This is a genomic window from Nonlabens xiamenensis (genome assembly GCF_003865345.1).
Classification (GTDB): Bacteria; Bacteroidota; Bacteroidia; order Flavobacteriales; family Flavobacteriaceae; genus Nonlabens; species Nonlabens xiamenensis.
On sequence record NZ_RMVE01000001.1, the window covers coordinates 95761 to 118010 of the forward strand.

General features: G+C 41.9%; 17 protein-coding genes. 4 read left to right on the top strand and 13 right to left on the bottom strand.

Going from position 1 to position 22250, the window contains the following annotated elements:
* The first annotated feature begins 29 nt into the window (after nucleotides 1–29).
* On the top strand, nucleotides 30–1022 hold the full coding sequence (locus tag EGM47_RS00495) for an NAD-dependent epimerase/dehydratase family protein (RefSeq protein WP_124978814.1): 993 nt from the start codon (nucleotides 30–32) through the stop codon (nucleotides 1020–1022).
* Nucleotides 1023–1025: 3 nt separating this feature from the next.
* Here the strand turns inward: EGM47_RS00495 and EGM47_RS00500 are convergent, their stop codons facing one another.
* From EGM47_RS00500 to EGM47_RS00510, 3 genes are read right to left on the bottom strand one after another with little or no spacing between them, the layout of a single operon-like run.
* Complete coding sequence (locus tag EGM47_RS00500) at nucleotides 1026–1469, bottom strand: DUF4296 domain-containing protein (protein WP_124978815.1); 444 nt, start codon at nucleotides 1467–1469, stop codon at nucleotides 1026–1028.
* Nucleotides 1466–2806 (bottom strand): dihydroorotase, encoded by a 1341-nt coding sequence (locus tag EGM47_RS00505; RefSeq protein ID WP_124978816.1) that lies wholly within the window; start codon nucleotides 2804–2806, stop codon nucleotides 1466–1468. Before EGM47_RS00505 ends, EGM47_RS00500 begins: the two co-directional genes overlap by 4 nt.
* Nucleotides 2803–3534, bottom strand: a complete 732-nt coding sequence (locus EGM47_RS00510) for a polyprenol monophosphomannose synthase (protein ID WP_124978817.1) — start codon at nucleotides 3532–3534, stop codon at nucleotides 2803–2805. Before EGM47_RS00510 ends, EGM47_RS00505 begins: the two co-directional genes overlap by 4 nt.
* Nucleotides 3535–3656: 122 nt before the next feature.
* Here EGM47_RS00510 and EGM47_RS00515 point away from each other — a divergent pair, with 122 nt between their 5' ends.
* Both EGM47_RS00515 and EGM47_RS00520 read left to right on the top strand, forming a co-directional pair.
* Nucleotides 3657–4262, top strand: a complete 606-nt coding sequence (locus EGM47_RS00515) for a DUF4271 domain-containing protein (RefSeq protein WP_262707051.1) — start codon at nucleotides 3657–3659, stop codon at nucleotides 4260–4262.
* Between the two features lie 28 nt (nucleotides 4263–4290).
* The gene (locus EGM47_RS00520) at nucleotides 4291–5043 is read left to right on the top strand and encodes a uroporphyrinogen-III synthase (RefSeq protein ID WP_124978819.1); all 753 of its coding nucleotides are present in this window, start codon (nucleotides 4291–4293) and stop codon (nucleotides 5041–5043) included.
* Between the two features lie 83 nt (nucleotides 5044–5126).
* Here the strand turns inward: EGM47_RS00520 and pckA are convergent, their stop codons facing one another.
* Complete coding sequence (pckA, locus tag EGM47_RS00525; protein WP_124978820.1) at nucleotides 5127–6740, bottom strand: phosphoenolpyruvate carboxykinase (ATP); 1614 nt, start codon at nucleotides 6738–6740, stop codon at nucleotides 5127–5129.
* 55 nt (nucleotides 6741–6795) lie between these two features.
* Entirely contained in the window at nucleotides 6796–7191 is a 396-nt protein-coding gene (locus tag EGM47_RS00530) for a DUF423 domain-containing protein (RefSeq protein ID WP_124978821.1), read from the bottom strand.
* Between the two features lie 56 nt (nucleotides 7192–7247).
* Here EGM47_RS00530 and EGM47_RS00535 point away from each other — a divergent pair, with 56 nt between their 5' ends.
* Nucleotides 7248–8612: a saccharopine dehydrogenase family protein gene (locus EGM47_RS00535; RefSeq protein WP_124978822.1), complete on the top strand. Its 1365-nt coding sequence runs from the start codon at nucleotides 7248–7250 to the stop codon at nucleotides 8610–8612.
* A 68-nt stretch (nucleotides 8613–8680) separates the two neighbouring features.
* Here EGM47_RS00535 and EGM47_RS00540 read toward each other — a convergent pair whose 3' ends face one another.
* The 8 genes from EGM47_RS00540 to ruvA form a co-directional block, all read right to left on the bottom strand.
* Nucleotides 8681–9379 (bottom strand): zinc metallopeptidase, encoded by a 699-nt coding sequence (locus EGM47_RS00540; protein ID WP_394341778.1) that lies wholly within the window; start codon nucleotides 9377–9379, stop codon nucleotides 8681–8683.
* Between the two features lie 114 nt (nucleotides 9380–9493).
* Nucleotides 9494–11602 carry a hypothetical protein gene (locus EGM47_RS00545; RefSeq protein ID WP_164510794.1) on the bottom strand — a complete coding sequence of 703 codons (2109 nt, stop codon included), beginning with the start codon at nucleotides 11600–11602 and terminating at the stop codon, nucleotides 9494–9496.
* 104 nt (nucleotides 11603–11706) lie between these two features.
* Complete coding sequence (locus tag EGM47_RS00550) at nucleotides 11707–12534, bottom strand: energy transducer TonB (protein ID WP_124978824.1); 828 nt, start codon at nucleotides 12532–12534, stop codon at nucleotides 11707–11709.
* A 101-nt stretch (nucleotides 12535–12635) separates the two neighbouring features.
* Nucleotides 12636–13364: an energy transducer TonB gene (locus tag EGM47_RS00555; protein ID WP_124978825.1), complete on the bottom strand. Its 729-nt coding sequence runs from the start codon at nucleotides 13362–13364 to the stop codon at nucleotides 12636–12638.
* Between the two features lie 55 nt (nucleotides 13365–13419).
* Nucleotides 13420–13839 carry a VanZ family protein gene (locus EGM47_RS00560; protein WP_240642041.1) on the bottom strand — a complete coding sequence of 140 codons (420 nt, stop codon included), beginning with the start codon at nucleotides 13837–13839 and terminating at the stop codon, nucleotides 13420–13422.
* 3 nt (nucleotides 13840–13842) lie between these two features.
* Nucleotides 13843–14220, bottom strand: a complete 378-nt coding sequence (gcvH, locus tag EGM47_RS00565; RefSeq protein WP_124978827.1) for a glycine cleavage system protein GcvH — start codon at nucleotides 14218–14220, stop codon at nucleotides 13843–13845.
* Between the two features lie 134 nt (nucleotides 14221–14354).
* The gene (sov, locus tag EGM47_RS00570) at nucleotides 14355–21614 is read right to left on the bottom strand and encodes a T9SS outer membrane translocon Sov/SprA (protein WP_124978828.1); all 7260 of its coding nucleotides are present in this window, start codon (nucleotides 21612–21614) and stop codon (nucleotides 14355–14357) included.
* Nucleotides 21615–21617: 3 nt separating this feature from the next.
* A complete protein-coding gene (gene ruvA, locus EGM47_RS00575) occupies nucleotides 21618–22199 on the bottom strand; it encodes a Holliday junction branch migration protein RuvA (RefSeq protein WP_124978829.1) in 582 nt (193 codons plus the stop codon).
* Between the last annotated feature and the right edge of the window lie 51 nt (nucleotides 22200–22250).

The window sequence follows — 22250 nt, forward strand, 5'->3', positions numbered from 1 at the left end:
TTCAGATGGGGATTGCTTACTTTTACCACATGATATTGGTAACTGGAGGTACCGGACTTGTTGGTGGACATTTGTTGTATCGCTTTCGCGAAAGCGCAGAGCAAATCACCGCCATATATCGCGACAAAGAGCAGCTAGAAAAAACCAGGTATATTTTTGAGTCTTACGGTCAAGGGCAGGCTGCCTTTGTAGATCAATTCAATTGGATTCAGGCGGAACTTCTTGATATTCCCAGTTTAGACCGGGCCATGCAGGGAATCCAGCAGGTATATCATTGTGCCGCATCCTTGAAGGAAAATCACTTTGAAGTGATGAAAGCGATTAATATGCGCGGTACTGAGAACTTGATCAATCTGGCCTTGAGCAAAGGCGTGAAAAAATTCTGCCATGTCAGTAGTATCGCAGCGCTGGGTGATCCAATAGGTCAATCAGAAGTCACTGAGGAAGATTACTTCAACCTGGATGGAGAACATACGGATTACGCCATTACTAAATTTGGTGCAGAAATGGAGGCCTGGCGGGCAACTCAGGAAAACATGCAGGTGATCATTGTCAATCCAGGGGTAATCTTGGGAGAAGGTAATTGGCAACAAGGCTCAGGCCAACTTTTCGGTCGCACAGCCAATGGGAATTTATTTTACACCTCTGGCGGCAGCGGGTTCATTGATGTCAGAGATGTGGTGCGATGTATGCAGTGGTTGATGGAAAACAATGTCAAAAACGAGCGTTTTATTCTGGTTTCTCGCAATCTTAAATACAAAGACCTTTTAAGTGAAATAGCCAAGCAATTGAAAGTGAAACCCCCCAGAATCCTTCTCCCCAAATGGCTTGTCCAGCTAGCATCTGCCTTTCTCAAGATCCCAGATCTTTTAGGTTTCCCAAGACGATTGAGTAGTGCTACTGTTACTAGTCTTTATTCGACAACTTCTTATTCGAATGAAAAAATTCAGCAACTTATTCCATTTACCTTGATACCACTCGAGGAAAGTATCCAAAGAATTTCCACCTATTACCGTAGATAGTCTTTAATACTCTTCATCTGGATCAAGTTCTCTCAATTGGATATCTGGTAGAATAGAGTCTTTCGGGATCGGTTTTTCCTCGGAATACTGCTGGTTAATACGCTCTTGCCTGACGGCCAAAGAATCTTTAAGCACCTCTACCTTTTTCTCTACTCTTTCCATTAAAGATTGGTACTTTTCTATACGATCTAGATAATAGAAAAGGTTTTCTTGGAATTGTAAACTGTCCGTATTGTATTTCTTATAAATATACGGCGAGGGTTGTATGTTAGTTTCTTCATAAGCCCGCTTATTTGAAGAAATAGCCGATTCCATAATATAAATATCGGTCATGATGTCCACCATTTTTTCTTCCGAATAAAGGCGTTCAGGTTTTTTGGAACGCTCTACACTGGTACAGGAAAATAGGCAACCAATCAATAGTAAAATGCTGATTAAAATTTTCATCTCTCAAAAGCTAGTTCTGTTCCATATTTGGCATCTGTCACTTTGAAATTATGGTAAGCCAGCTGACCATTGACAAAAGTATGTGTAATACGACTCTTGAAGGTGACGCCCTCAAATGGCGACCAACCACATTTGGCAATGACGTTTTCTTTTGTGACCGTCCAGGGGTTGTTAGGATCGACAAGAACCAGATCAGCCTTATATCCTTGCCTGATAAATCCGCGTTCCTTGATATCAAATAATAAGGCTGGATGATGACACATTTTTTCTACGACTTTTTCAATACTTATCCGTTCTTCATGAACAAATTGCAGCATAGCCGGAAGTGCATGTTGAACTAACGGGCCTCCGCTCGGACAAGATGTATATGGGTTTTGCTTTTCTTCCCAGGTGTGAGGTGCATGGTCTGTGGCAATCACATCAATGCGATCATCTAGCAAAGCCTCCCATAATTGCTCACGGTCTTTGGGTGATTTTACCGATGGATTCCACTTGATCAACTTACCACGTTGCGCATAATCCTCATCACTGAACCAAAGGTGATGTATACATACCTCTGAAGTTATTTGTTTTTCCTGAATAGGTACTTGATTATCAAACAAGGAAGTTTCTTTTCCAGTGGACAAATGAAAAACGTGTATACGCGCGCCTGTCTCTTTGGCCAGCGCAACGGCATTGCTGCTGCTTTTATAGCAAGCCTCCTCATTTCTGATCACCGGATGTTGATCTATAGGAATATCTTCACCGTATTTCGCAACAGCTTGCTTCATATTGGATCTGATTGTTTCTTCATCCTCACAGTGCAAGGCAATACGCAATTTTACCTTGGAAAAAATTTCTCTCAGTACTTCCTGGTCATCTACAAGCATGTTTCCAGTCGAGGAGCCTAAAAAAAGCTTCAATGCTGGAACCCTGGCAGTATCCACCCGTAAAATTTCCTTGAGATTGTCATTGGTCCCTCCAAACATAAAGGCGTAGTTGGCATGGCTATCCCTAGACGCTATGTCCATTTTATTTTCCCATTCTTCAATGGTTGTAGTTTGAGGTTGGGTATTGGGCATTTCCATAAAACTCGTGATACCTCCTGCCACCGCTGCCGCACTTTCAGTAGAGATCGTCGCTTTGTGGGTTAACCCGGGTTCTCTGAAATGAACCTGGTCATCAATGACTCCTGGCAACAAATATTTGCCTTCTGCATCAATAATTTGGGTATCTGCATTCTTGGCGCTTATACTATCTGCGACCTCTATGATCGTATCTCCTTCAATATACACATCACCATTTTGGACCGTGCCGTCATTAACGATTTTTGCATTTTTGATGAGTATCTTTTTCATATCTCAAGTTTCCCTATCAGGCTTTTTAATTTCATTTTAAGCACTCCGGTGACGGCTTCGTTGAAGATACCGCTGCTCATTTTGGATTTCCCTCTTGATCTATCTGTAAATATAACAGGTATTTCTACAATCTTTGCCTTGAGCAACCAGGCCTTGAACTTCATTTCAATCTGAAACGCGTAACCCACAAATTTTATCTTATCCAATTGGATTTTTTCCAAAAGTGACCGGTGATAACATTTGAATCCGGCCGTTGTATCATGAATATCCATGCGAGTTATCAAACGCACATACTTAGAAGCAAAGTAGGACAACAGGACCCTGCTCATGGGCCAATTCACCACATTTACACCTTTCACATAACGGCTCCCGATAGCTAATTCTGCTCCCCCTATTGCGCAAGCTTCATACAAGATGGGAATGTCGTTAGGATCATGTGAAAAATCAGCATCCATTTCAAAAATATATTGATATCCGCGCTCCAGGGCCCATTTAAAGCCGTGTATGTAAGCAGTACCTAATCCATTTTTTTTCTCGCGCTCTTCTAAGAATAACCTTCCTGAAAATTCCTCCATTTGATCTTTCACTAATCGGGCAGTTCCATCTGGCGAATTATCATCTACCACTAACAAATGCAAGTTTTCATCCAGCGACAATACAGCCTCCATCATCAATTTGATGTTTTCCGATTCGTTGTAAGTGGGGATTATGATGAGACAGTTTTGCATATCTGAGGTCCAAAAATAACCAATAAATTTCCCCGCTGAACAAAGTGGTGTTAAATACTCTTACTTTTGCAGGCAAGCCTATGAATTCACTGAGGGACATAGTATCACAGGACTGGATCAGCATGCTGTTATTGCTTTGCCTGGTGTTGATTGTTTTTTGCAAATGGACCTCCAGCATGAGACTATCTGAACTACTCAGTGCATTACTGACTAGCAAGGTTATAAAAATCTACAGGACATCAGAAGAACGATTTTCGTTAATGGTATCGGGGAGTTTAGTGATTTATACTGTCTCCTGGTCGCTCTTACTATATTTAGTGTATGTGCAGTGGAGTGACAGCATTGTAAAGCTGAATCATTTTTTGATAGCATTGACAATGGCTTCGGTTTTTTTATTGGTCAAAATTATTCTAGGGAAATTAGTAGCCAACTTGGGTGATTTTGAAACCCTTTATGGAAGTATAGATCACCAGCGAAATATATACCGAGCTGCATTGGGTTATGTGGTTTTGTCCCTGGCTGTGATCAGCATAATTGTCTTGAAAAGAAATCCGCAGGCTATCATTTTTAGTCTGATACTTGCTGCAGCGATTGTTTTGCTCTATCATATCATCATTTTATACCAGTATCGTAGGCAGATTATTTCATCAGCTTTCTATTTTATTTTGTACCTTTGCGCGCTTGAAATCACACCCTATTTGCTTTTATATAAGTATTTTATGGTGTGAGGAGATTATTTAAAAGAAAATAACGCATATGAAAGTGAAAACAATTTTAGTTTCCCAGCCTGAACCTAAAATGGAAAATTCACCCTACCAAAATCTGGTGGACAGAACAAAGGTAAAAATCGATTTTCGCTCCTTTATTCATGTAGAGGGCGTCTCTGCTAAGGAGGTTCGTGAACAAAAAATAGATTTGACCAAATTTTCTGCCATCATCCTTACCAGCCGAAATGCAGTAGATCACTTTTTTAGAGTGGCCGAGGAAATGCGTTACAAGATTCCAGATACCTTGAAATATTTTTGTCAAAGTGAGGCAGTAGCCTATTATTTGCAGAAATATGTGGTGTACAGGAAACGTAAGATTTATGTGGGAAAACGTACATTTCAGGAATTAATTCCTCTGATCAAAAAGCACAAAAATGAGACTTTCCTGATCCCCAGTTCAGATAAACTAAAGGGAGCAGTACCAGACGAATTGGACAAGTTGGGTGTTAAATGGAAAAGCGCCATTTTTTTCCGTACGGTTATCAGTGATCTTTCAGATCTAGCCGATGTTAAATATGATGTACTCGTATTTTTCAGCCCGAGTGGAATAGAATCTCTTTTCAAAAACTTCCCAGAATTTACTCAAGACCAAACCAGAATTGCTGTATTTGGGAATACAACAATGCAGGCAGCCAAGGATATGGGTTTACGTATCGACATCCAGGCCCCTACACCAGAATCACCTTCCATGACCATGGCCATAGAAAATTATATCAAGTCAAAAGCTAATCAACAAAACTGATTGCTGAAAATTATTAATATTAAAAACGTCCCAAATCAGATTTGGGACGTTTTTCTATTTAACAGCAAAATTGCGTTGTTTTATCAGAGCTTTTTAGGTGGCCCACCAGCCAATGTTTCCTCTGAAGCAAACTCCTCAAACTGTTTGAAATTATCCATAAAGAATTGTCGTAACCTTTCTGCTGTTTCATAATAGCCTTTATCATTGTTCCAAGACTTTCGCGGACTCAATACTTCGGTTGGAACATTGGGACAAGTTCTCGGTTGTGCCACACCAAACATGGAGTGTACGTGATAATTATCTTTATTGGCTTCTTCCAGTGTTCCATCCAGCGCTGCAGCTATCATGGCTCTGGTGTATTTTAACTTCATTCGATGTCCGACACCGTAAGGTCCGCCAGTCCATCCGGTGTTGACCAACCAGACTGTTACTCCATTTTCTTTCATTTTCTTACTGAGCATTTCAGCATATTCAGTAGGGTGAAGAGGCATAAATGGTGCGCCAAAACAAGCTGAAAAGCTAGGTTGTGGTTCATTTACCCCAGCTTCTGTACCCGCTACCTTGGCCGTATAACCACTGATAAAATGATAGGCTGCTTGCCCTGGTGTGAGTTTAGATATTGGAGGCAACACCCCAAAGGCATCGGCTGTGAGGAAAAAGATATTCTTTGGGTTTTTACCTACCGATGGTTTTTTGATGTTATCAATGTGGTAAATGGGATAAGAAACCCTGGTGTTTTGTGTAATACTAGTATCAGCAAAATCAACTGATTTGTCCTCGTTAAAAATCACATTTTCTAAAATCGCACCTGGCTTAATTGCATTGTGAATCTCAGGCTCCCCTTTTGGATCCAGATTGATGACCTTGGCGTAACAACCTCCTTCAAAGTTAAAAACCTCATTATTTGCAGTCCAACCATGCTCATCATCACCAATCAGCGCTCGATCGGGATCGGTGGAAAGGGTGGTTTTTCCCGTACCACTAAGACCAAAAAAGATAGCGGTATTCCCATCTTTACCTACATTAGCACTACAGTGCATAGGCAAAGTGTTTTTATAGACAGGCAAGATAAAATTCAATGCACTGAAAATTCCTTTTTTGATTTCCCCAGTATAGCCAGTTCCACCGATCAAGGCAATATTTCTGGAAAAGTTCAAGATGGCAAAATTATGTTGTCTGGTACCGTCAACGGCTGGATCTGCCATAAACCCAGGAGCATTGATCACAGTCCATTCTGGCGAAAAGTCGGCCAATTCCTCCTGTTCAGGACGCAAAAACATATTATGCGCAAACATATTGGACCAGGGGTATTCATTGATCACCCGTAGATTGAGTCGGTAATCATCGTGCGCACAAGCATAAGCATCCCTGACAAATAGCTCCTTCCCATCTAAATAGGACGTCACTTTATCAAGTAGCGCATCAAATTTATCAGACGCAAAAGGAATGTTGATTTTCCCCCACCAGACTTTGTCTGCCGTCACCTCGTCCTTGACAATAAACCTATCCTTAGGTGACCGGCCGGTAAATTCGCCCGTATGAACCGCAAGAGTGCCATTATCAGTTTCTTTACCGCCGTAATCTTTAACAGATCGCTGTTGCAGTTCACTAGGCGTGAGTTGGTAATTGATTTTGGAATTTTTGATTCCCCATTCGGTTAACGCAATCGTTTGCGTAGTTAAGGTGTTTGACCCCATGATCATCCTTTAATTAAGATTTATCCGCAAAAATAAAACGATTAAATGGCTCTCTCTAATTATTGGCCGACTTATATCCAATGAATTTCCACAGGGCAAAAATCCAGCCTGAGATCAACAATAGCCCACCGATAGGAGTAATTGGTCCTAAGAACGACAAGTCAATTTGCCAATATGCCGACATACAAAGCATATAAATACTGATTGAAAACAGTAAAATTCCGCAGGAAAAGAGTACAATGATGACTTTTTTTGAAGATGAAATTAGGAATTCGGTTTGGGCAAACAACAGTAAAGCCAGCGCATGATACATCTGATATGTTACTCCCGTCTCAAAACTGTCTAATTGTTCCGGTGAAAGAATTTTTTCTAAAGCATGAGCACCCAAAGCACCCAGTACTACAGCGCTGACCGCAAATAAAATACCTATGATGAACATTTTTTTCTGCATTGGCTTTTAGAATTTATAACAAGTCCTTTACCTTGGGGACCAAATTTACGACACACATGCGTGAGATCTTGATTATAGGAGCAGGAAAGTCTACAGGGGTACTGGTTGATTATTTATTGAAAAAATCAGAAAAACACCAACTTCAATTGGTGATTGCCGACAAAAATCTTCAAAGCGCCCAATCATTGGCAGCAGATCACCCCAAAGCTTTGCCTCTCGAGCTCGATATCTTTAACCCATCGCAAAGACAGCAGCAGATTGAAAAAGCCGACTTGGTGATATCAATGTTGCCAGCCCGTTTTCATATAGAAGTTGCCAGAGATTGTATCTCCTTTAAAAAACATCTGGTCACTGCCAGTTACGTGAGTCCTGAGATGGAAGAATTACACCAACAAGCGGTGGAGAATGGTTTGGTTTTTATGAATGAAATTGGAGTGGATCCAGGGGTAGATCATATGAGTGCCATGCAAGTGATTGACCGTATCCGGGCAAATGGCGGACATATGCTGTCCTTTGAATCGTTCACAGGTGGCCTTGTGGCTCCAGAAGATGATAATAATCTTTGGAATTATAAGTTTACCTGGAACCCCAGAAACGTTGTTGTGGCTGGTCAAGGAGGTGCCGCCAAATTTATCCAGGAAGGGAAATACAAATACATTCCCTATCACAGACTGTTTAGAAGAACTGAATTTTTGGACGTGGAGGGCTATGGCAGATTTGAAGCACTCGCTAACCGAAACAGCTTAAAGTATAGAGAAGTTTACGGGCTTCAGGACATCCTTACCTTATATAGGGGTACCATGAGGCGCGTAGGTTTCAGCAAGGCCTGGAACATTTTTGTGCAGCTAGGTATGACTGATGACACTTATCACCTGGAAGGCTCTGAGGATATGAGCTACCGGGATTTTGTCAACAGCTTTCTACCCTATTCGCCAACGGACAGTGTGGAACTCAAAATGCGTCACGAGTTAAAGATAGACCAAGACGATTTCATGTGGCTCAAATTGGAAGAACTGGATCTTTTTAATCCCAACAAAAAAATAGGGATACGCAACGCCACTCCAGCCCAAATGCTGCAGAAAATACTGGAAGATTCCTGGACCTTACGTCCGGGAGAAAAAGATATGATTGTGATGTATCACAAATTTGGCTACGAATTAAACGGAGAAAATAAACAGATTGACAGCACCATGGTGTGTTTAGGCGATGGCCAGCTGCAAACCGCCATGGCCAAAACTGTAGGACTTCCAGTAGGAATAGCGGCACTTAAAATCCTGGATGGTAAAATCAGCACCCCAGGCGTTCAAATTCCCATCAGTAAGGAGGTATATCAACCAATTCTGGAGGAATTAGAGACTTTTGGTGTACGCTTTCGCGAAAGCGAGACCGAATACCTGGGTTACAATAAACTCAGCCTTTAAAAAGCGCTTTAAGTCAAACAAGAAAAAAACCAGCTTTTTTCAATAAAAGAAACCTTATGAGTCGTCTACTATCTCCTACGCAGGAAAATGGACAGGAAATATAATAGGGTTGCCAGAGAACCAATAGCCGCTACAAGATAAGTACGCGCAGCCCATTTGAGAGCATCTTCTGCACCTTCGTGTTCTTCCCTGGTTAACATTCTGTTGTTTTCCAGCCAGGCCAACGCTCTTTTACTGGCATCATACTCCACAGGTAGGGTTACAAAAGCAAACAAAGTTCCCATTCCATACATGATAATACCTATCAACAACAACCAGTTCCCAAAAGCGGTTGTGGCCATTAAGGCAATCCCACCGATGATCACCCATTGAGAAAGCTTAGAAGCTACACTTACTACTGGCACCAGAGTAGATCTCATACCGAGCCAGTTATAAGCAGTAGCATGTTGTACTGCATGACCTACCTCATGGGCAGCCACAGCAGCGGCAGCAGCATTACGTTGGGAATAAACAGGTTCGCTTAAATTGATGGTTTTGTCCCGCGGATTGTAATGATCGGTCAACTGTCCAGCTACAGATATGACCTTTACATCGTGGATGCCATTATCATCCAGCATCTGCTGGGCGATTTCAGCTCCCGACATGCCGTTTTGCAACTTCAGTTTGGAATAATGTCTGAACTTGGATTTAAGTTTATTGCTTACGTACATGCTCACGAGCATGACCAATCCACCGATGAGATAATAGCCCATCCAATCGCCGCCCATCATAATATATTGTATTTTATAGTTATGATCTAAAATTACTCCAATCCCCTCAGACTTTGTTCTAGTTTTTTCTTAAAACTGATCGATTGAAGTTTCCCTGAGCTGAAATATGTATTATCGATCATAAGACCAATTCATGATATCCGTACGAATACCAAAGTTGATCCAACTGGTACGCTCGTCTCTGACCACAGTATTATTGAATTCTGGAAATGTATTGCGATAAATCCATTGGGCATAGACTTTCAAGTTACTGGCAGGATTGATGAGGTAACCTGCCTCTAAGTGTCCGTAGTAGAAATCTGTGGTATTCCCCTGGCCAAGTTCATTACCATTATCAGATATCCTGTTGTCTTCAGACCTGTAGATATTGCCACCATAAAAGGCATTATCAGTATCACTCAACACATCAAAACCGCGTTCTCCATAGATGAATTTTGCGATTCCATACCATCGATTTTTGGTATAACGACCAATAAGAATTGCTTCATAAAAATTGGCTCCCCAAGGATGTGCCAGGGCTTGATTACTATTTCCATAGTTCAGGACGATACTGTTGTGTGAATAAGTGTAGGGCCTTACCCTGTTATACTCTGCTTGTAGAAAAAGCCCAGGTGTTTTAAAAGCGTTTTGCCATTTCAGACCCAATTGATATCCACTTTTGTTTTGATAACTGCCATCTCCACTGGCCACAGATCCACCTGAAAACTCGTCCAGCACCAATTGGGCGTAGGCGGTGACATAATCTGTTAATTTGTATTTGGCGGTAGCGCCTAACAAGGCATTTCCCCCTCTGGACCCTGTTTCCAATTCAACGGTCTGGTAAAATATGACAGGGTTGACGTAATTAAAATCAAACCCACGCTGATTATCATCCTGCCAAAGTACGCTCTCAAACAAACCGATATTGAGCCTTTTGGTAGCGTTCCAACTCAGGTAATGGTGCGTCATAAACTTTGTACGAAAAGATTCATCGGCTGTAACCGCGCTCCTTACATCTCTCAAAGAAGTGTAGAGAACGGTGTAATCCAACTTCCAGAATTTTGCATTGACTTTAAAATAGGGAAATGGCTGTGAATTATCACTCAACACCAGCGATCTATATCCGTCACCTATGAAATGCTGACCATGCCCCAGTTGTAAATTAAAATATTTGCTGGGGTTGTAATTGACATATCCTGTAGCCACTGGATAGTCGAATATGAGTTCGCCACCATCTTCTGCGATACCTCTACCTGGTACAATTCCTGGATTCCCGCCGTCTGGTGCACGTCGTTGGACCTCACGTTGGAACCAACCTGGAAAACGAGCCTGAGATTCTTGTATACTGGCACCGAAGGTAATTTGTCGGCCGACCCCACCAGTAATATGAACCAATCTTGTGTTATTATAAGTATTTATTTCTTCCACCACATCGCGCCCCAGCTGCAAGTCCACTCCGGGATCTATGGTGAACCAATAATTCTTACCTGCAACTTCAAAAAAATGTTCATTCCACCATTTCCTTCCCAACCAGGTGGAACGCTTTTTGGTAAGCGATTCTCGTTCTGCTTCCAGGTCAAAATATTGATCTACATAATTAAAAGAATAGGGTTTTACGGCAGTGTGTGCATTATTTCCGATGCGATTCATGGCAGCTTCATACCTGTGGTAACGCTGATAGGATAAAGGGATCAAGGCATCAGATCTCAATTGATTGGCCTCATAAGCATCAGAAACGATCTGATCGTATTCTTGATTCGCTTTCGCGAAAGCGAGACTATCATTATGTTGTTGTTTAGACTTTTTATTAGCGTCGTTTGTAGTGCTGTTGCTATATACCTTAAAATTTCCTCCCTCTTCGAGGGGTACTGGCACATTGAGCACAAATTGCATGTAAGTTGTGTTGCCGTTAAAAGTGGGCGGTTGTATTTGTGGAAGATCAGAAAAAGCACTCGTCATGGCTGCCTTTATTTCTGGTTGTAAAGCATCGGCGGTTATGAGTATAAATTTACCTTCTTCATTTACCTCAAATCTCAGTGCTGCTGTTGATCTCTCTACCACTATATCTGGATGCAGATAGGCTTTCTTGAGCGCAGAGTACATGGAGTTGTAAAAGCAATCTTCTAGGGCTTTTCCCGCTTGAGACTCACAATCGGGAAAAATGGGGAATCTCTCGATGTCCGATTGGGCAAAAGCACCCGCTCCAACAATAAAGAATAACAGACTCAACAAATATTTCATGCCAACAGTTTAAGGCGTAAATATACTGGATTTAACAAGCCTTTAAAACAAGAAAGCCATGAATTGAATCACGGCTTTGTCTCATTTCTGTTAGGGTAGTTCATTTAACGTTCCACCTTGAAATTTATGGGCAAGGTATAAGTTACGTTTACAGCTGCACCGTCCACCTTACCTGGCGTCATTTTGGGTAGATTGGAAATCACTTTTCTAGCCTCCTTTTCCAAATCGGCATTTGGCGCTCTTACAAGTATATCTTTAGGAAGCCCATCCACACCGATCGTAAATTGTACCGTGATTTTAACCAGGTCTTTGTCGATATTGTCTCCCAGGCTCGTGTCAAATTTACGTTGGACAAATCTGGCCATTTTTTTGTTGAGGCAATCAATACGTCCAGCTCTATCTAAACCTGCGCTACAACCGGGAAACAAAGGAACCTCGTGCACTGTGGCGATCAGTGAATTGCTTGGAGCCTTAGGTGCGCTTACAGGTGCATCCGTACCTGCAGAGTCAGTTGAGTGATCAGAATTAACCAAAGGCTTTGAGTTTGGGTGATCATCTTGGGCGGGTTGATCGTCGATGATTTGATCGTCGTCTACAGGAACAGGGGGCAATACCTTATCAATTTTTGGTTGCGGTTGGTCGTTATTGGGTTGAGGCTTTGCCGGCTCGACCTTAACCGGTTCATTGGGTACAATTGTAAATGCACCGACATAGGGTTCCACAGTTAAGGTCTTTGTTTTTGGTTTCGGAATAAAACTATCATTACTGATCGCTGTATTCATTTCAATAATTAAAAAGGCAGCTACCAAGGCAGCAATAAGACCAATCTGGAAATTGATCACATTATTGACCTTGGTATTGACTGATTTCTTGTCTTGCCTTCTGGTTGTCTTTGATGTTGCAGCATCATTGTTTTGAATAGAAGTGTTCATAATAAAATGGTTTTGTATTATTTCAAGATATTCTCAAGAAACGTACCACAAAAAAACCCGATCACTTTGATCGGGTTTTTTCATTTATGAACGCTAAGTTGTTAATCTTGCACTTGGAAGATAATTGGCAAGGCATAAATCACACCAACTGGTTTTCCACGTTGCATTCCAGGAGTCATGCTCGGGAGTTTGTTGATCACCCTTGCAGCTTCTTTTTGAAGAGCTGGGTGTTTAGCACGTGATTGGATTCCGACCACATTACCTTTTTGATCAATCTTAAATTGAACGGCAATTTTTTGTCTTCCTTCCAGACCTAAATCATTTGCCAAGCCTGTATTAAATTCTTTATTCACAAATCGTGTAATTTTTTCACTCATACACTTTTTGCGGTCAGCATTATTCTTTTTGTCCTCACAACCGGGATAAATCGGAACATTTTCAATGATTGCAAAAGGAACATCAGCGATTACTTCTTCAACCCCTACCTCTTCTGCCACTTCTTCTACCTCAACGATCTCTTCCTCGATATCAGTTTCGGTATCTTCAATAACTACCTCTTCTATCTCTACATCATCTTCTACGACCTCAATAACCTCGGGTGCCGGTGGTGGTGGCGGTGGTGGCGGTGGTGTATCCAACATTTGAGTAATAGGGATTTCTTCCTCTGGCATAAAGACTTCAGACTCTTCAAACACTTCTTCTACTTCGACAGTTTTAGATTCATATTCCAGTCCTTGCCAAGAAAGCAATAACATAAACGCTAATCCTGAAAGGGCATAGAGCGTAATGTTCTTACGTAAATCTGCTTTTTCTGATTTTTTAACTTCCATAATCGTGGTGGTATTAAAGGCTAAAAATAATCAATTCTTTCACCTATCAAAAGAATTATGAATTTTTAGTTCTGTTAAATGAATGATTGATAACAACCAAAATAATTGCAGCAATAACAATGCCAACACCGTTGGCCAGGACGTCATATATATCCATTTGACGTTCAGTTGAGACAAATCCTTGTCCAAGCTCGATCAAAATTCCAATCAAGAATGAAAGAATTACTGCGCCTACCGCCATTGGTTTTGAAAAGTTGGACAACACCACTCCAAGTGAGATCTTGAGATGGGACTGCTTAGCCATAAAACGCACATAAAAGAACCCATACCATAGCAAGGTCATCAACAAATATGCGGTAGCATGATAGAGCTTATCGACGTGGGAAACACTTACCTGGGGCATGACGTTGGAAGACATGGATCCCCAAATCACGACGAGTGTATAGGCAGGAGCCAGCCACTGGAGAATTTTCATCACTTATCCTACCAGTTCTTTGTAGGCATCAGCTGTCATCAGGTCTTCTACCTCTGTCTCGACAGACATAGTTACTTTAATCATCCAACCTTCTCCGTAAGGATCAGCGTTCACCAATTCAGGTTCGTCTTCCAATTTCTCATTAAATTCGACGATAGTTCCGGAGACAGGCAAGAACAAATCTGATACAGTCTTTACCGCTTCCACTGTTCCAAAAACCTCTTCTCTATCCAAGGTTTCATCAAGGGTTTCTACCTCTACGTAGACAATGTCACCCAACTCGCTTTGGGCAAAATCGGTGATCCCAATAGTGGCGGTATTGCCATCAATCTTGATCCACTCGTGATCTTTTGTATATTTTAATTCTGCAGGAATATTCATGTACTCTTTAATTTAAAGGCGTAAATTTAATGATTGTCCCATCAACTTCAAGCTGGTTAATGCTCCTATTTTAAGTAATCCAGAAATACGGGCTAATCGGTGACCAAATCTTTTCTTAGCTCAAAGCAAAGATTTTAATTACCAAAAGTATATCTCAAGGTGATCCCGCTGCGTATTGTCGTTTGCGGAAAAGCAGTAGATATCGCAAATTCTGAGAATGTATGGTCGTAGTAGAAAATTGCGGTAAACGCCTGACTTAAATTGTAGTCGGCACTAAATTTAAGCCCATAGATGGTCTGACCTGCCGTCGCCTGACTGTTGTCCAGATCTAGATAGCGCACAATAGTCACATTATCTCGTACACTGCCGTCCAATCTCATGTTCAAATCGCTTTTAATCACTCTACTTCGACCGCCCCAGCTGGTGCGGAACCTCAAGTCTTTGATCCGATAACCCAATCCCAAAATCAATTCGTTTCCATTAATCTCAGTTAATAGGTTATTGTCAAAACTCAATGAGATAGCACGGTCTTTACGCCATTCGGCGGCAATAGAAACACTGTTTTTCATTTCAAAGTCAAGCTTTACCAGTGGACTAAACTGTTCGGCAAGATTGATATTGAAATACAAATTGCTGGCTTTAAAATCACCGTTTTGGTTAAGCGCCTGCGGATTCTGGTCCTGATATTCTAAAGCGCCGTTACCAGGAGCAAAGTCCAGGTTGGTCTGGAACCTGTTGATCGTGTAACTAGAGCGATAGCCATGGTTCAACGAGAAACGGCGGAATCTCTTCTTGAACCATTTTAGGTTCATCAGTCCAGTATATTTAACTGTCCAGTTGGGCAACGGGATGTCCTTAAAGACGTTGTTGTCTTGCTTTTGAACATCACGACCTTCATAAGCGGCTACAAATGCCGGAAACAATACACGCTGACTGTTGCGTGAGAAACCTTCTGGGAAACCAAATTGGTCTCGGTTAAAGGCAGTATTTCCGTAAAATTCTTCGGCCAGGCGATTGGCTACCAATAGTCTATTGTCTTTAAAAGTCTCAAAAGTGTCTGACTGATCAATCGTGCTGGGCTGGAAAGCTGTGCGTATCATCATATTGCTGATACTAAAATTACCAAAAGTGTTGGGGGTCAATTGTTGGTATCTCAACTCGTCTGGATCGATCCTGAAATTTTCATTATAAGTCTCTTGATAAGCCCGATTCCCCAAGATGTCAATAGAAAGATCTTTAAGCAGGTCTACTTTAAAATTATAATCTAATTTTCTAGTTTCTACCTCGCTATACTGCTGGTTAAAATCCTGGAATAGGGTCAACCAACCTCGCCTTGCGGCCAGATCACGTATCTCTGCCTGGCTACCAAAAACAAATCCAGTAGTAGGTTTTAGCGTACCGATGAAACCAATGTCCTGAGTGTACCCAGGAAGGAAAATACCATTGGTTTCCTCATAATTAATCTGTGCGCGTTTCACAGCAGTGACTAGGCCGATTAAGGTATTGTATGCCTGGTTCCCAAAATTCTTTTTCGGAACTTTTTTCTTTTCTTCTTCCTTCTGGTCTTTTCCATTGTTTGCGTTGGCATTTGGCAATCTGCCTCTGGAACGTGACCTGGTTCTGGAACGGTCCTGATTGGCAGTTCTGCCAAACTTCAGCTTTTCCAAACCTACATAAGTGTACAGCTTATCAAAGTCCAAGGTACCATTGATGCGGTGTGTATTGGCATTTTGGACAGTATTTCCTAATTCAGGTATTCCGTCCAGTTGCGCAAATTGCTGCGAATTTCTAGACCATTGGAAATTGGAGGTGTAGGTATAGTTCGCTTTCGCGAAAGCGAGAAAAGGAAACTTGTCGAAAGGCAACTTATACGTCATTTGTAACTGTTGGGAATGCGTATTGGGAACACCCTCATCAAAAAAGTCCGTCCACAAGGTATAATCCTCATTTATACTTTGATCATCCTCAATATAACTCCGTATAATACGATCATTATTGGCCGATACGTTCAACTGCAAAGATTTGGTCAAATCCCAATTGATAGCATATTGATGATTCATTGTGAAATTTCTGTTGGTCAATGGTGCAATACTAATATTTCGCGCATCTGGTATTCCGTCCCCATCTAAATCTACAGGATTGGTATCCAGCTGTAGATCGCGGAATTTCTGAGTATTGTACTGTCGAACTACGTTGAGCCCTGCTGTAAAGTTGTTAGGCAGCGGGTTAAAGTTCAAGTCTTTAATGAACTTGAGGTAATTGTTATCCAGGAAGCCAACATTTTTAAAGGGCTCTAATTCTGCCTTGGGGAAGGCATAGTTGTAAGTTCCGCCCACATTTACAGATTGGTCCTGAAATTCCTCTACTTCAAAATTGCGTTGATCAACCTGGTTATAGGATCCCGAAAAAGTAAAGTTTTCAATATCATAAGGCATGGGCTTAGCATCACCAGTCCTGTCCTTGCGTACACCAATGAGGTTAACACTCTGTCGTTTGGTATAATTTTCAGATTGCTCCCTGATGGCATCGCGCTCTGCGTCACTTTCTGCGTTGTCCAATCGGGTTTCCAATTCTATGTCTTCAAATTGCGGATCAAATTGAGGGGTAATCGTTTCCTCGCCGATGCTATAGGAAAACGGCAGTGAAACTCCCCATTTTTTTGGCAATAACTGTCCTAAACTCAAACTGGTGGTCACGTCGTATTGGGTCAAATTCTCGCGACTGCGCTCTTGTGGCCCTTGCTCAATAGCGCCAAATCCAATGGTACTTCTGCGGCCCGTAGCACTTACCGTGGCAAAATCTGCAACATTGGCATCCATATTCATCACAGCGGCATAACCGCCCTGATTTTTTAAACCCGCCAGACGCATTTCGTTGAACCAAACCTCGCCACAAACATCATTTAACGACCTGTTGCGCACGCCGATCATCAACGTACGGATATCACCAAAGTTAGGATTCCCTTTGATTCCGTATTGGTGTTGGTTAAGTGCGCCTGCCGATGAAGGATCTAAGGTTGTCTGATCAAAGAAATTTACTTCATTAACGTTTAAGGTTGGGTCTCCCAAAACTCGTGCTTTGATTTCTTGTAAAAGGGCAAGATCAATATCAAAGTTATTGGCTTCGGGCCACACCTCACCGCGTACATTTGTATTGGGTGCCGTAACCTCTAAGGGGAGGCGTATTTCATAATAATTCTGGGTAAAGTCCACACCCATTCTGACAAAAGCTTCCAGTTCGCCGTCAGCTGCAGTCATTCCGGGTAAGTTACCATTATCAGCATGAACAAACATTTTTAAGGATTCATATTGACGCATATCAATACGAATGTTTTTAAATACAGCGCGTCCATCCTCTGGTTGCAGCTCACAGACCCTTAAGGCAAGAGACTGTTCATTTTGCCTGATGTTTTGGTTTTGTGTACGCAATTCTTCCCGTTCTACTCCTGGTGGTAAAACATAGGGAACTGGTTGTCTGGTCGAATTGTTTTCGATATTGACTCCCTGTACTTCAAAGGTGGTGTTGGAGCTTGGTGTACCGCCATCGGCTCGTAAAGTTCCGTCATATTGTCTATAATCACCACGCACTAAGTCAAGTGCACCAAATCTCAAATACGTATCCTGTTCAAAGCCTGACAGGTACATTCTCATAAAACGTATCGCCCTGAAATCACCGATATTTCCAACTACTCTATAGTTGGGGTTATTCGCTTCCAATTGACGCAAAGGCACCCTGAATTGCACCCATCTGGTACTGTAAGGATTTCCGTTGGGGTAAGTGTCGTCATAGATTACTTCATCTGAGATGTATTCATTGACCATCCTGTTATTGACATTCTGCAGCACAACATCATACTCGTAGTAACTATCAATGGTGTTCATGGTATTGTCACGATTGATGTCTTCTACATCAGGCAAGGTGGTAGATCCGCGGTTATTCTGGCTCACCTCAACAGGTGAATTTCCTTCGGTACCGTTGTAGTTTTTATAACGAGTGGGAATATCTCCACTAGCGGCCACAAAAAATTCGTAGTTGTCTCCGGCTGGATCTATTGGTCCGAAGGCAGGGAAATCCACATTTTCTTCAGCATCGCTGTATCCGTCCAATCCAATATCCTGATTGGCTCTTTCCTGCCCTTCGGTATCAAAGGCATACACCAAAGACTGATTGGCAGGAACCTTACCGTAGGCTGTGTTAATAGTAAGCATGTCACCTCCATCTTCTGGAAGTCCGTTTTCGTATTGTTTCCTGTTGTCCTTTAGGATGTCTTCTGAAATGCTTCCCAGGTTCAGCGTGATCGTTCCTCCCTGGTTGTTTCCATTCCCATTGTTTTCCGGACCTTCGGCATAAAATGGGTCCATCACCCAAAACTGGATGTATTCTACGTTGGTCTGTTCAAAGTCCGTACTACTGAATTGACGTGTGATACCTGCCCAACTTTCATCTGGATTGGGTAGAATATTGGTTCCCGCAGCTTGCGGATTATAATTATACGGACCACGCTCGTCTGGATAGTAGGCCAAGTCCAAGGTATTGATGACCTGCTGCTGACCTTGTTGTAAATCTGTATTGGGAAAAATTTCTTCAATAAAAACACGTCTGGAGCGGTAGTCAGAAACATCCTGATCAGTAATACCATCTGGACGCTGATTCCCGTAAAAAATGGGGTCGATCGAATACCAGGCTAATTTTGCGCGATTAAAATTATATGCCAGCGGATTCGACATACTGCCCATCCCTTCAAATGCCACTGGGGTACTGGCCAGTGTCCAAGCAAAAGGAGAAAGAATATCTACCGTGGTTTGAGAGCCTTCAAAGTCGTCCACATAGGCTGCCGCTTCTCCACCAAAATTATCCCCTTCAGGAGATCCAGGAAATAAATAGGCCACTTCCCCACGTAGTGAGAGATTGGAAGGTACATCTGTATCAATATTGGGAAGTTTATTGGCCATTCTGGTTAAGAATGGAACCTCAGTGTTATAAAGAAAATTTAGTCCTAAAATAGTATTATTGATGGGCTCAAAACCATAAGTAGATTTTTGGGTAATGGGCCTCTCCTTCAGGTTAAGGAAAGTACCTCCCAAAATAAAGTCTTCGTTGAAGGTATGTTCTACATTAATTCCCGTAAAACGTTTGGTCTGTTGGTTAAATACTGAGTTGTTTTCCGTAGAAACCTGAATAGGAGTATTAGAATTGAGTAAAGCTTGGTCGAGAATGATGACCCTTCCCAAGTTATAATCTACGGTATAATCAATCCCTTCCTGTAAGGTACGCCCGCCTGCAGTTACTGTTACAGAACCTCTGGGTACGTTAAAGGCACCGATAGGAATTCCTTCCTGACCTGTGGCCTTGTATTGACCTTTAATTAAATATTTGTTTTTCTCAGCGTTTTGTAGTGCCTGAGCTTTAGTAGTCCGATACATTTCCCTATACACATATTGCGCTTGATTGGCGTTATAGGTGGTGGGTTGATCATAATCTTCTGGACCAACTCCTGGAGTATTGTCCAGCTCGTCAAACAGGTGTCTACCAAAAGGCTCTACCGTAGTAAAGATAATTCGTCCATTTTCAGGGTCAATGGTCAGTCCTGGAATAAAGTCAAAAAAGCCATCTCCATCGGGCAACGGATCCTGCTGCTGATTCAAACGATCTAAGTTAAATACGCGCAGTAAGGTGGTTTCTTGAACATCCTCTGGAAGTGGAACCGCAGGGTTAGTCATTGTACCTGGTGAAGCTGTTAAATAATTCAGTTCAGGTGGATACTGATAAAAGATGTTTAACCTAAAATCCTCTTGGGCCAGTTGAAATCCGCCCAGATTATAAATGTTTTTCATCATCAGATCCCAATTAGGCTCTGAGACATTTGTCAGGTTACTCTTCAGCAATTTCACCACGAGATTCTGATTACTTACAGGTGGCTGATTAGGATTGGGGTTATCCTGGACATCTGTAGCTACTACTCCATCATTGGCAAATTCTCCCACTTGAAAGACACGACCACCGACTGTATATTGAAAGGCGACTGCAAGAACCTCATCATTGTTGAGTCTTTGTCTCAAGGAGATGTATCCCAATTGAGTGTTTAGGGTGTATTCTTGGGGATCAAGTTTTCTTGCATTTTCCAAGGTCACAAAATCCACTCCTTCATTCACCTGGACCCCACCAAAACCTTGCTGTACGGTTGCTGTTTCCCTGATTTGTGGATTGAGCACGGTTTGACCACCACCATTTATGCCTTCAGGGTTAAAATCATTATTCGGGTTATCAGGAAAACTTCCTTCAGGAACATTGATAAAACCACCTGGAGGGGTGTCCAACCCAATATTGGAAGGATCAGATTCACCTATGTCTTGGAGGGCCACAAGATTACGCACATCTTGGGTTCTGTTCCCACGGTTGGTGATCCACACTTCCGCACGTGTAATTTGAATATTGGTATTGATAAACGGATAATTCTCTAGGGCACGGTCATAGTTATCCCGGAAATAGTGCGCCAGAAAGTAGTGCCTATTCTCATCATAATCTAGAGAAAAGAAGTCAAAATCATTAACCGTGGCTCCACCTGCCGCCTGAACCGTACGAGATTCTGACTGCTGTTCTGAAAAGACTGCGGTGATTCTGGTCTTACCGAACTGCAATTCGGTTTTAATACCAAAAAGACTTTGCGCTCCACGGATCAATTGAGAATTAAGCGGCATAGCCACGTTACCCACCTCAATACTTTGTAAGATATCATCTTCGGTAGGGGTGTAGTCCAACTTGATTTGGTTCTGGAAATTAAAAGTGCTTTGTGTGTCATAATTGGCATTCACCTGTAGCTTGGTACCTACTTTACCTACAAGACTTAAATTGATGCGTTGATTGAAATCAAAGGTTAGGTTTTGGCGATTTCTGGGAGAAAAACTAGGATTGTCAGACCTATTGAACAACAGGCCTAAATCCACCTCTACCGAACCCTGCGGATTAATATCAATTTCATTTCCACCGAAAATTGAGGAAAATAAATCTGAGTTCACGTAAAAATTAGGCAGTAGATCCTTTTGCTTCTTTTTGTCTTCTTCGGTTTTCCCAGCAATGGCGGCGTATTTTTCCTTAAAATATTCCCTAATCTGTTCTTTGGTTACTAAATCAAGGTACTGCTCTCTTGTCAACACAAATGGATAATCGATATTATATCCGTTGAAAGTACTGGAGAAAATATAGCGATCCATCTGTGGATCATAAACATATAGGCTGGTAATACTGGGTGGATCTGGCAACGTCAGTTTCCCCAATTGAGGGGTACTGGTGGTGTCCTGAGGCGTTGCAGTTGGGTTCTGCGCTTTCGCGAAAGCGAGAACAAACAAACAAATAAGAAAAGAAAGTTCCCTAGGGGTTAAAATACTGTTTCTCAAATCCTACAATTGTTTAAGTGCCTGTTTTATAAGTTGTTCTGTGGTTGCTTCTGGTTGATCTGACAGGATCTTGTCCACCACTTTTTGCGCTTGTTTGCGTTGATAGCCCAGCGTCTCCAGTGCAGATAACGCTTCTTCCCTGCCAGTATTGCTTGAAACCACAGATAATTGAGGATCATCCAGCACTTGAAGTATTTTATCTTTTAAATCAAGAATTACCCTTTGGGCAGTTTTAGCACCTATACCCTTGACGCTTTGGATGGTACGTACATCTCCAGCTGCAATGGCCTGGGATATTTGTTGAGGATCTAAACTAGACAACATAGTCCTGGCTGTATTGGCTCCAATTCCAGAGACAGAAAGCAAGAGCTTGAATACCTCGCGCTCACTTTTTTCAACAAATCCAAAAAGTCGTTGGGAGTCTTCCTTGACCAAAAGATGGGTGTACAATTTGATGAGTTCGCCATCCGGAATCAGCGAATAAGTATGCAGGGAAATTTCTACAAAATACCCAACACCACCGCAATCGATAACTACATCGGTAAGATTTTTTTCCACCAATTGACCCTGAAGCTGTGCAATCATACTTTAACAATTTGTAAGGGTTTCAAATGTATGAAAATATAACTGATGCCT

Excerpts from the sequence above, each read along its gene's own strand:
- EGM47_RS00495 (WP_124978814.1), top strand. The coding sequence starts at position 30 with ATGATATTGGTAACTGGAGGTACCGGACTTGTTGGTGGACATTTGTTG.
- EGM47_RS00500 (WP_124978815.1), bottom strand. The coding sequence starts at position 1,469 with ATGAAAATTTTAATCAGCATTTTACTATTGATTGGTTGCCTATTTTCC.
- EGM47_RS00505 (WP_124978816.1), bottom strand. The coding sequence starts at position 2,806 with ATGAAAAAGATACTCATCAAAAATGCAAAAATCGTTAATGACGGCACG.
- EGM47_RS00510 (WP_124978817.1), bottom strand. The coding sequence starts at position 3,534 with ATGCAAAACTGTCTCATCATAATCCCCACTTACAACGAATCGGAAAAC.
- EGM47_RS00515 (WP_262707051.1), top strand. The coding sequence starts at position 3,657 with ATGCTGTTATTGCTTTGCCTGGTGTTGATTGTTTTTTGCAAATGGACC.
- EGM47_RS00520 (WP_124978819.1), top strand. The coding sequence starts at position 4,291 with ATGAAAGTGAAAACAATTTTAGTTTCCCAGCCTGAACCTAAAATGGAA.
- pckA (WP_124978820.1), bottom strand. The coding sequence starts at position 6,740 with ATGGGGTCAAACACCTTAACTACGCAAACGATTGCGTTAACCGAATGG.
- EGM47_RS00530 (WP_124978821.1), bottom strand. The coding sequence starts at position 7,191 with ATGCAGAAAAAAATGTTCATCATAGGTATTTTATTTGCGGTCAGCGCT.
- EGM47_RS00535 (WP_124978822.1), top strand. The coding sequence starts at position 7,248 with ATGCGTGAGATCTTGATTATAGGAGCAGGAAAGTCTACAGGGGTACTG.
- EGM47_RS00540 (WP_394341778.1), bottom strand. The coding sequence starts at position 9,379 with ATGGGCGGCGATTGGATGGGCTATTATCTCATCGGTGGATTGGTCATG.
- EGM47_RS00545 (WP_164510794.1), bottom strand. The coding sequence starts at position 11,602 with ATGAAATATTTGTTGAGTCTGTTATTCTTTATTGTTGGAGCGGGTGCT.
- EGM47_RS00550 (WP_124978824.1), bottom strand. The coding sequence starts at position 12,534 with ATGAACACTTCTATTCAAAACAATGATGCTGCAACATCAAAGACAACC.
- EGM47_RS00555 (WP_124978825.1), bottom strand. The coding sequence starts at position 13,364 with ATGGAAGTTAAAAAATCAGAAAAAGCAGATTTACGTAAGAACATTACG.
- EGM47_RS00560 (WP_240642041.1), bottom strand. The coding sequence starts at position 13,839 with ATGAAAATTCTCCAGTGGCTGGCTCCTGCCTATACACTCGTCGTGATT.
- gcvH (WP_124978827.1), bottom strand. The coding sequence starts at position 14,220 with ATGAATATTCCTGCAGAATTAAAATATACAAAAGATCACGAGTGGATC.
- ruvA (WP_124978829.1), bottom strand. The coding sequence starts at position 22,199 with ATGATTGCACAGCTTCAGGGTCAATTGGTGGAAAAAAATCTTACCGAT.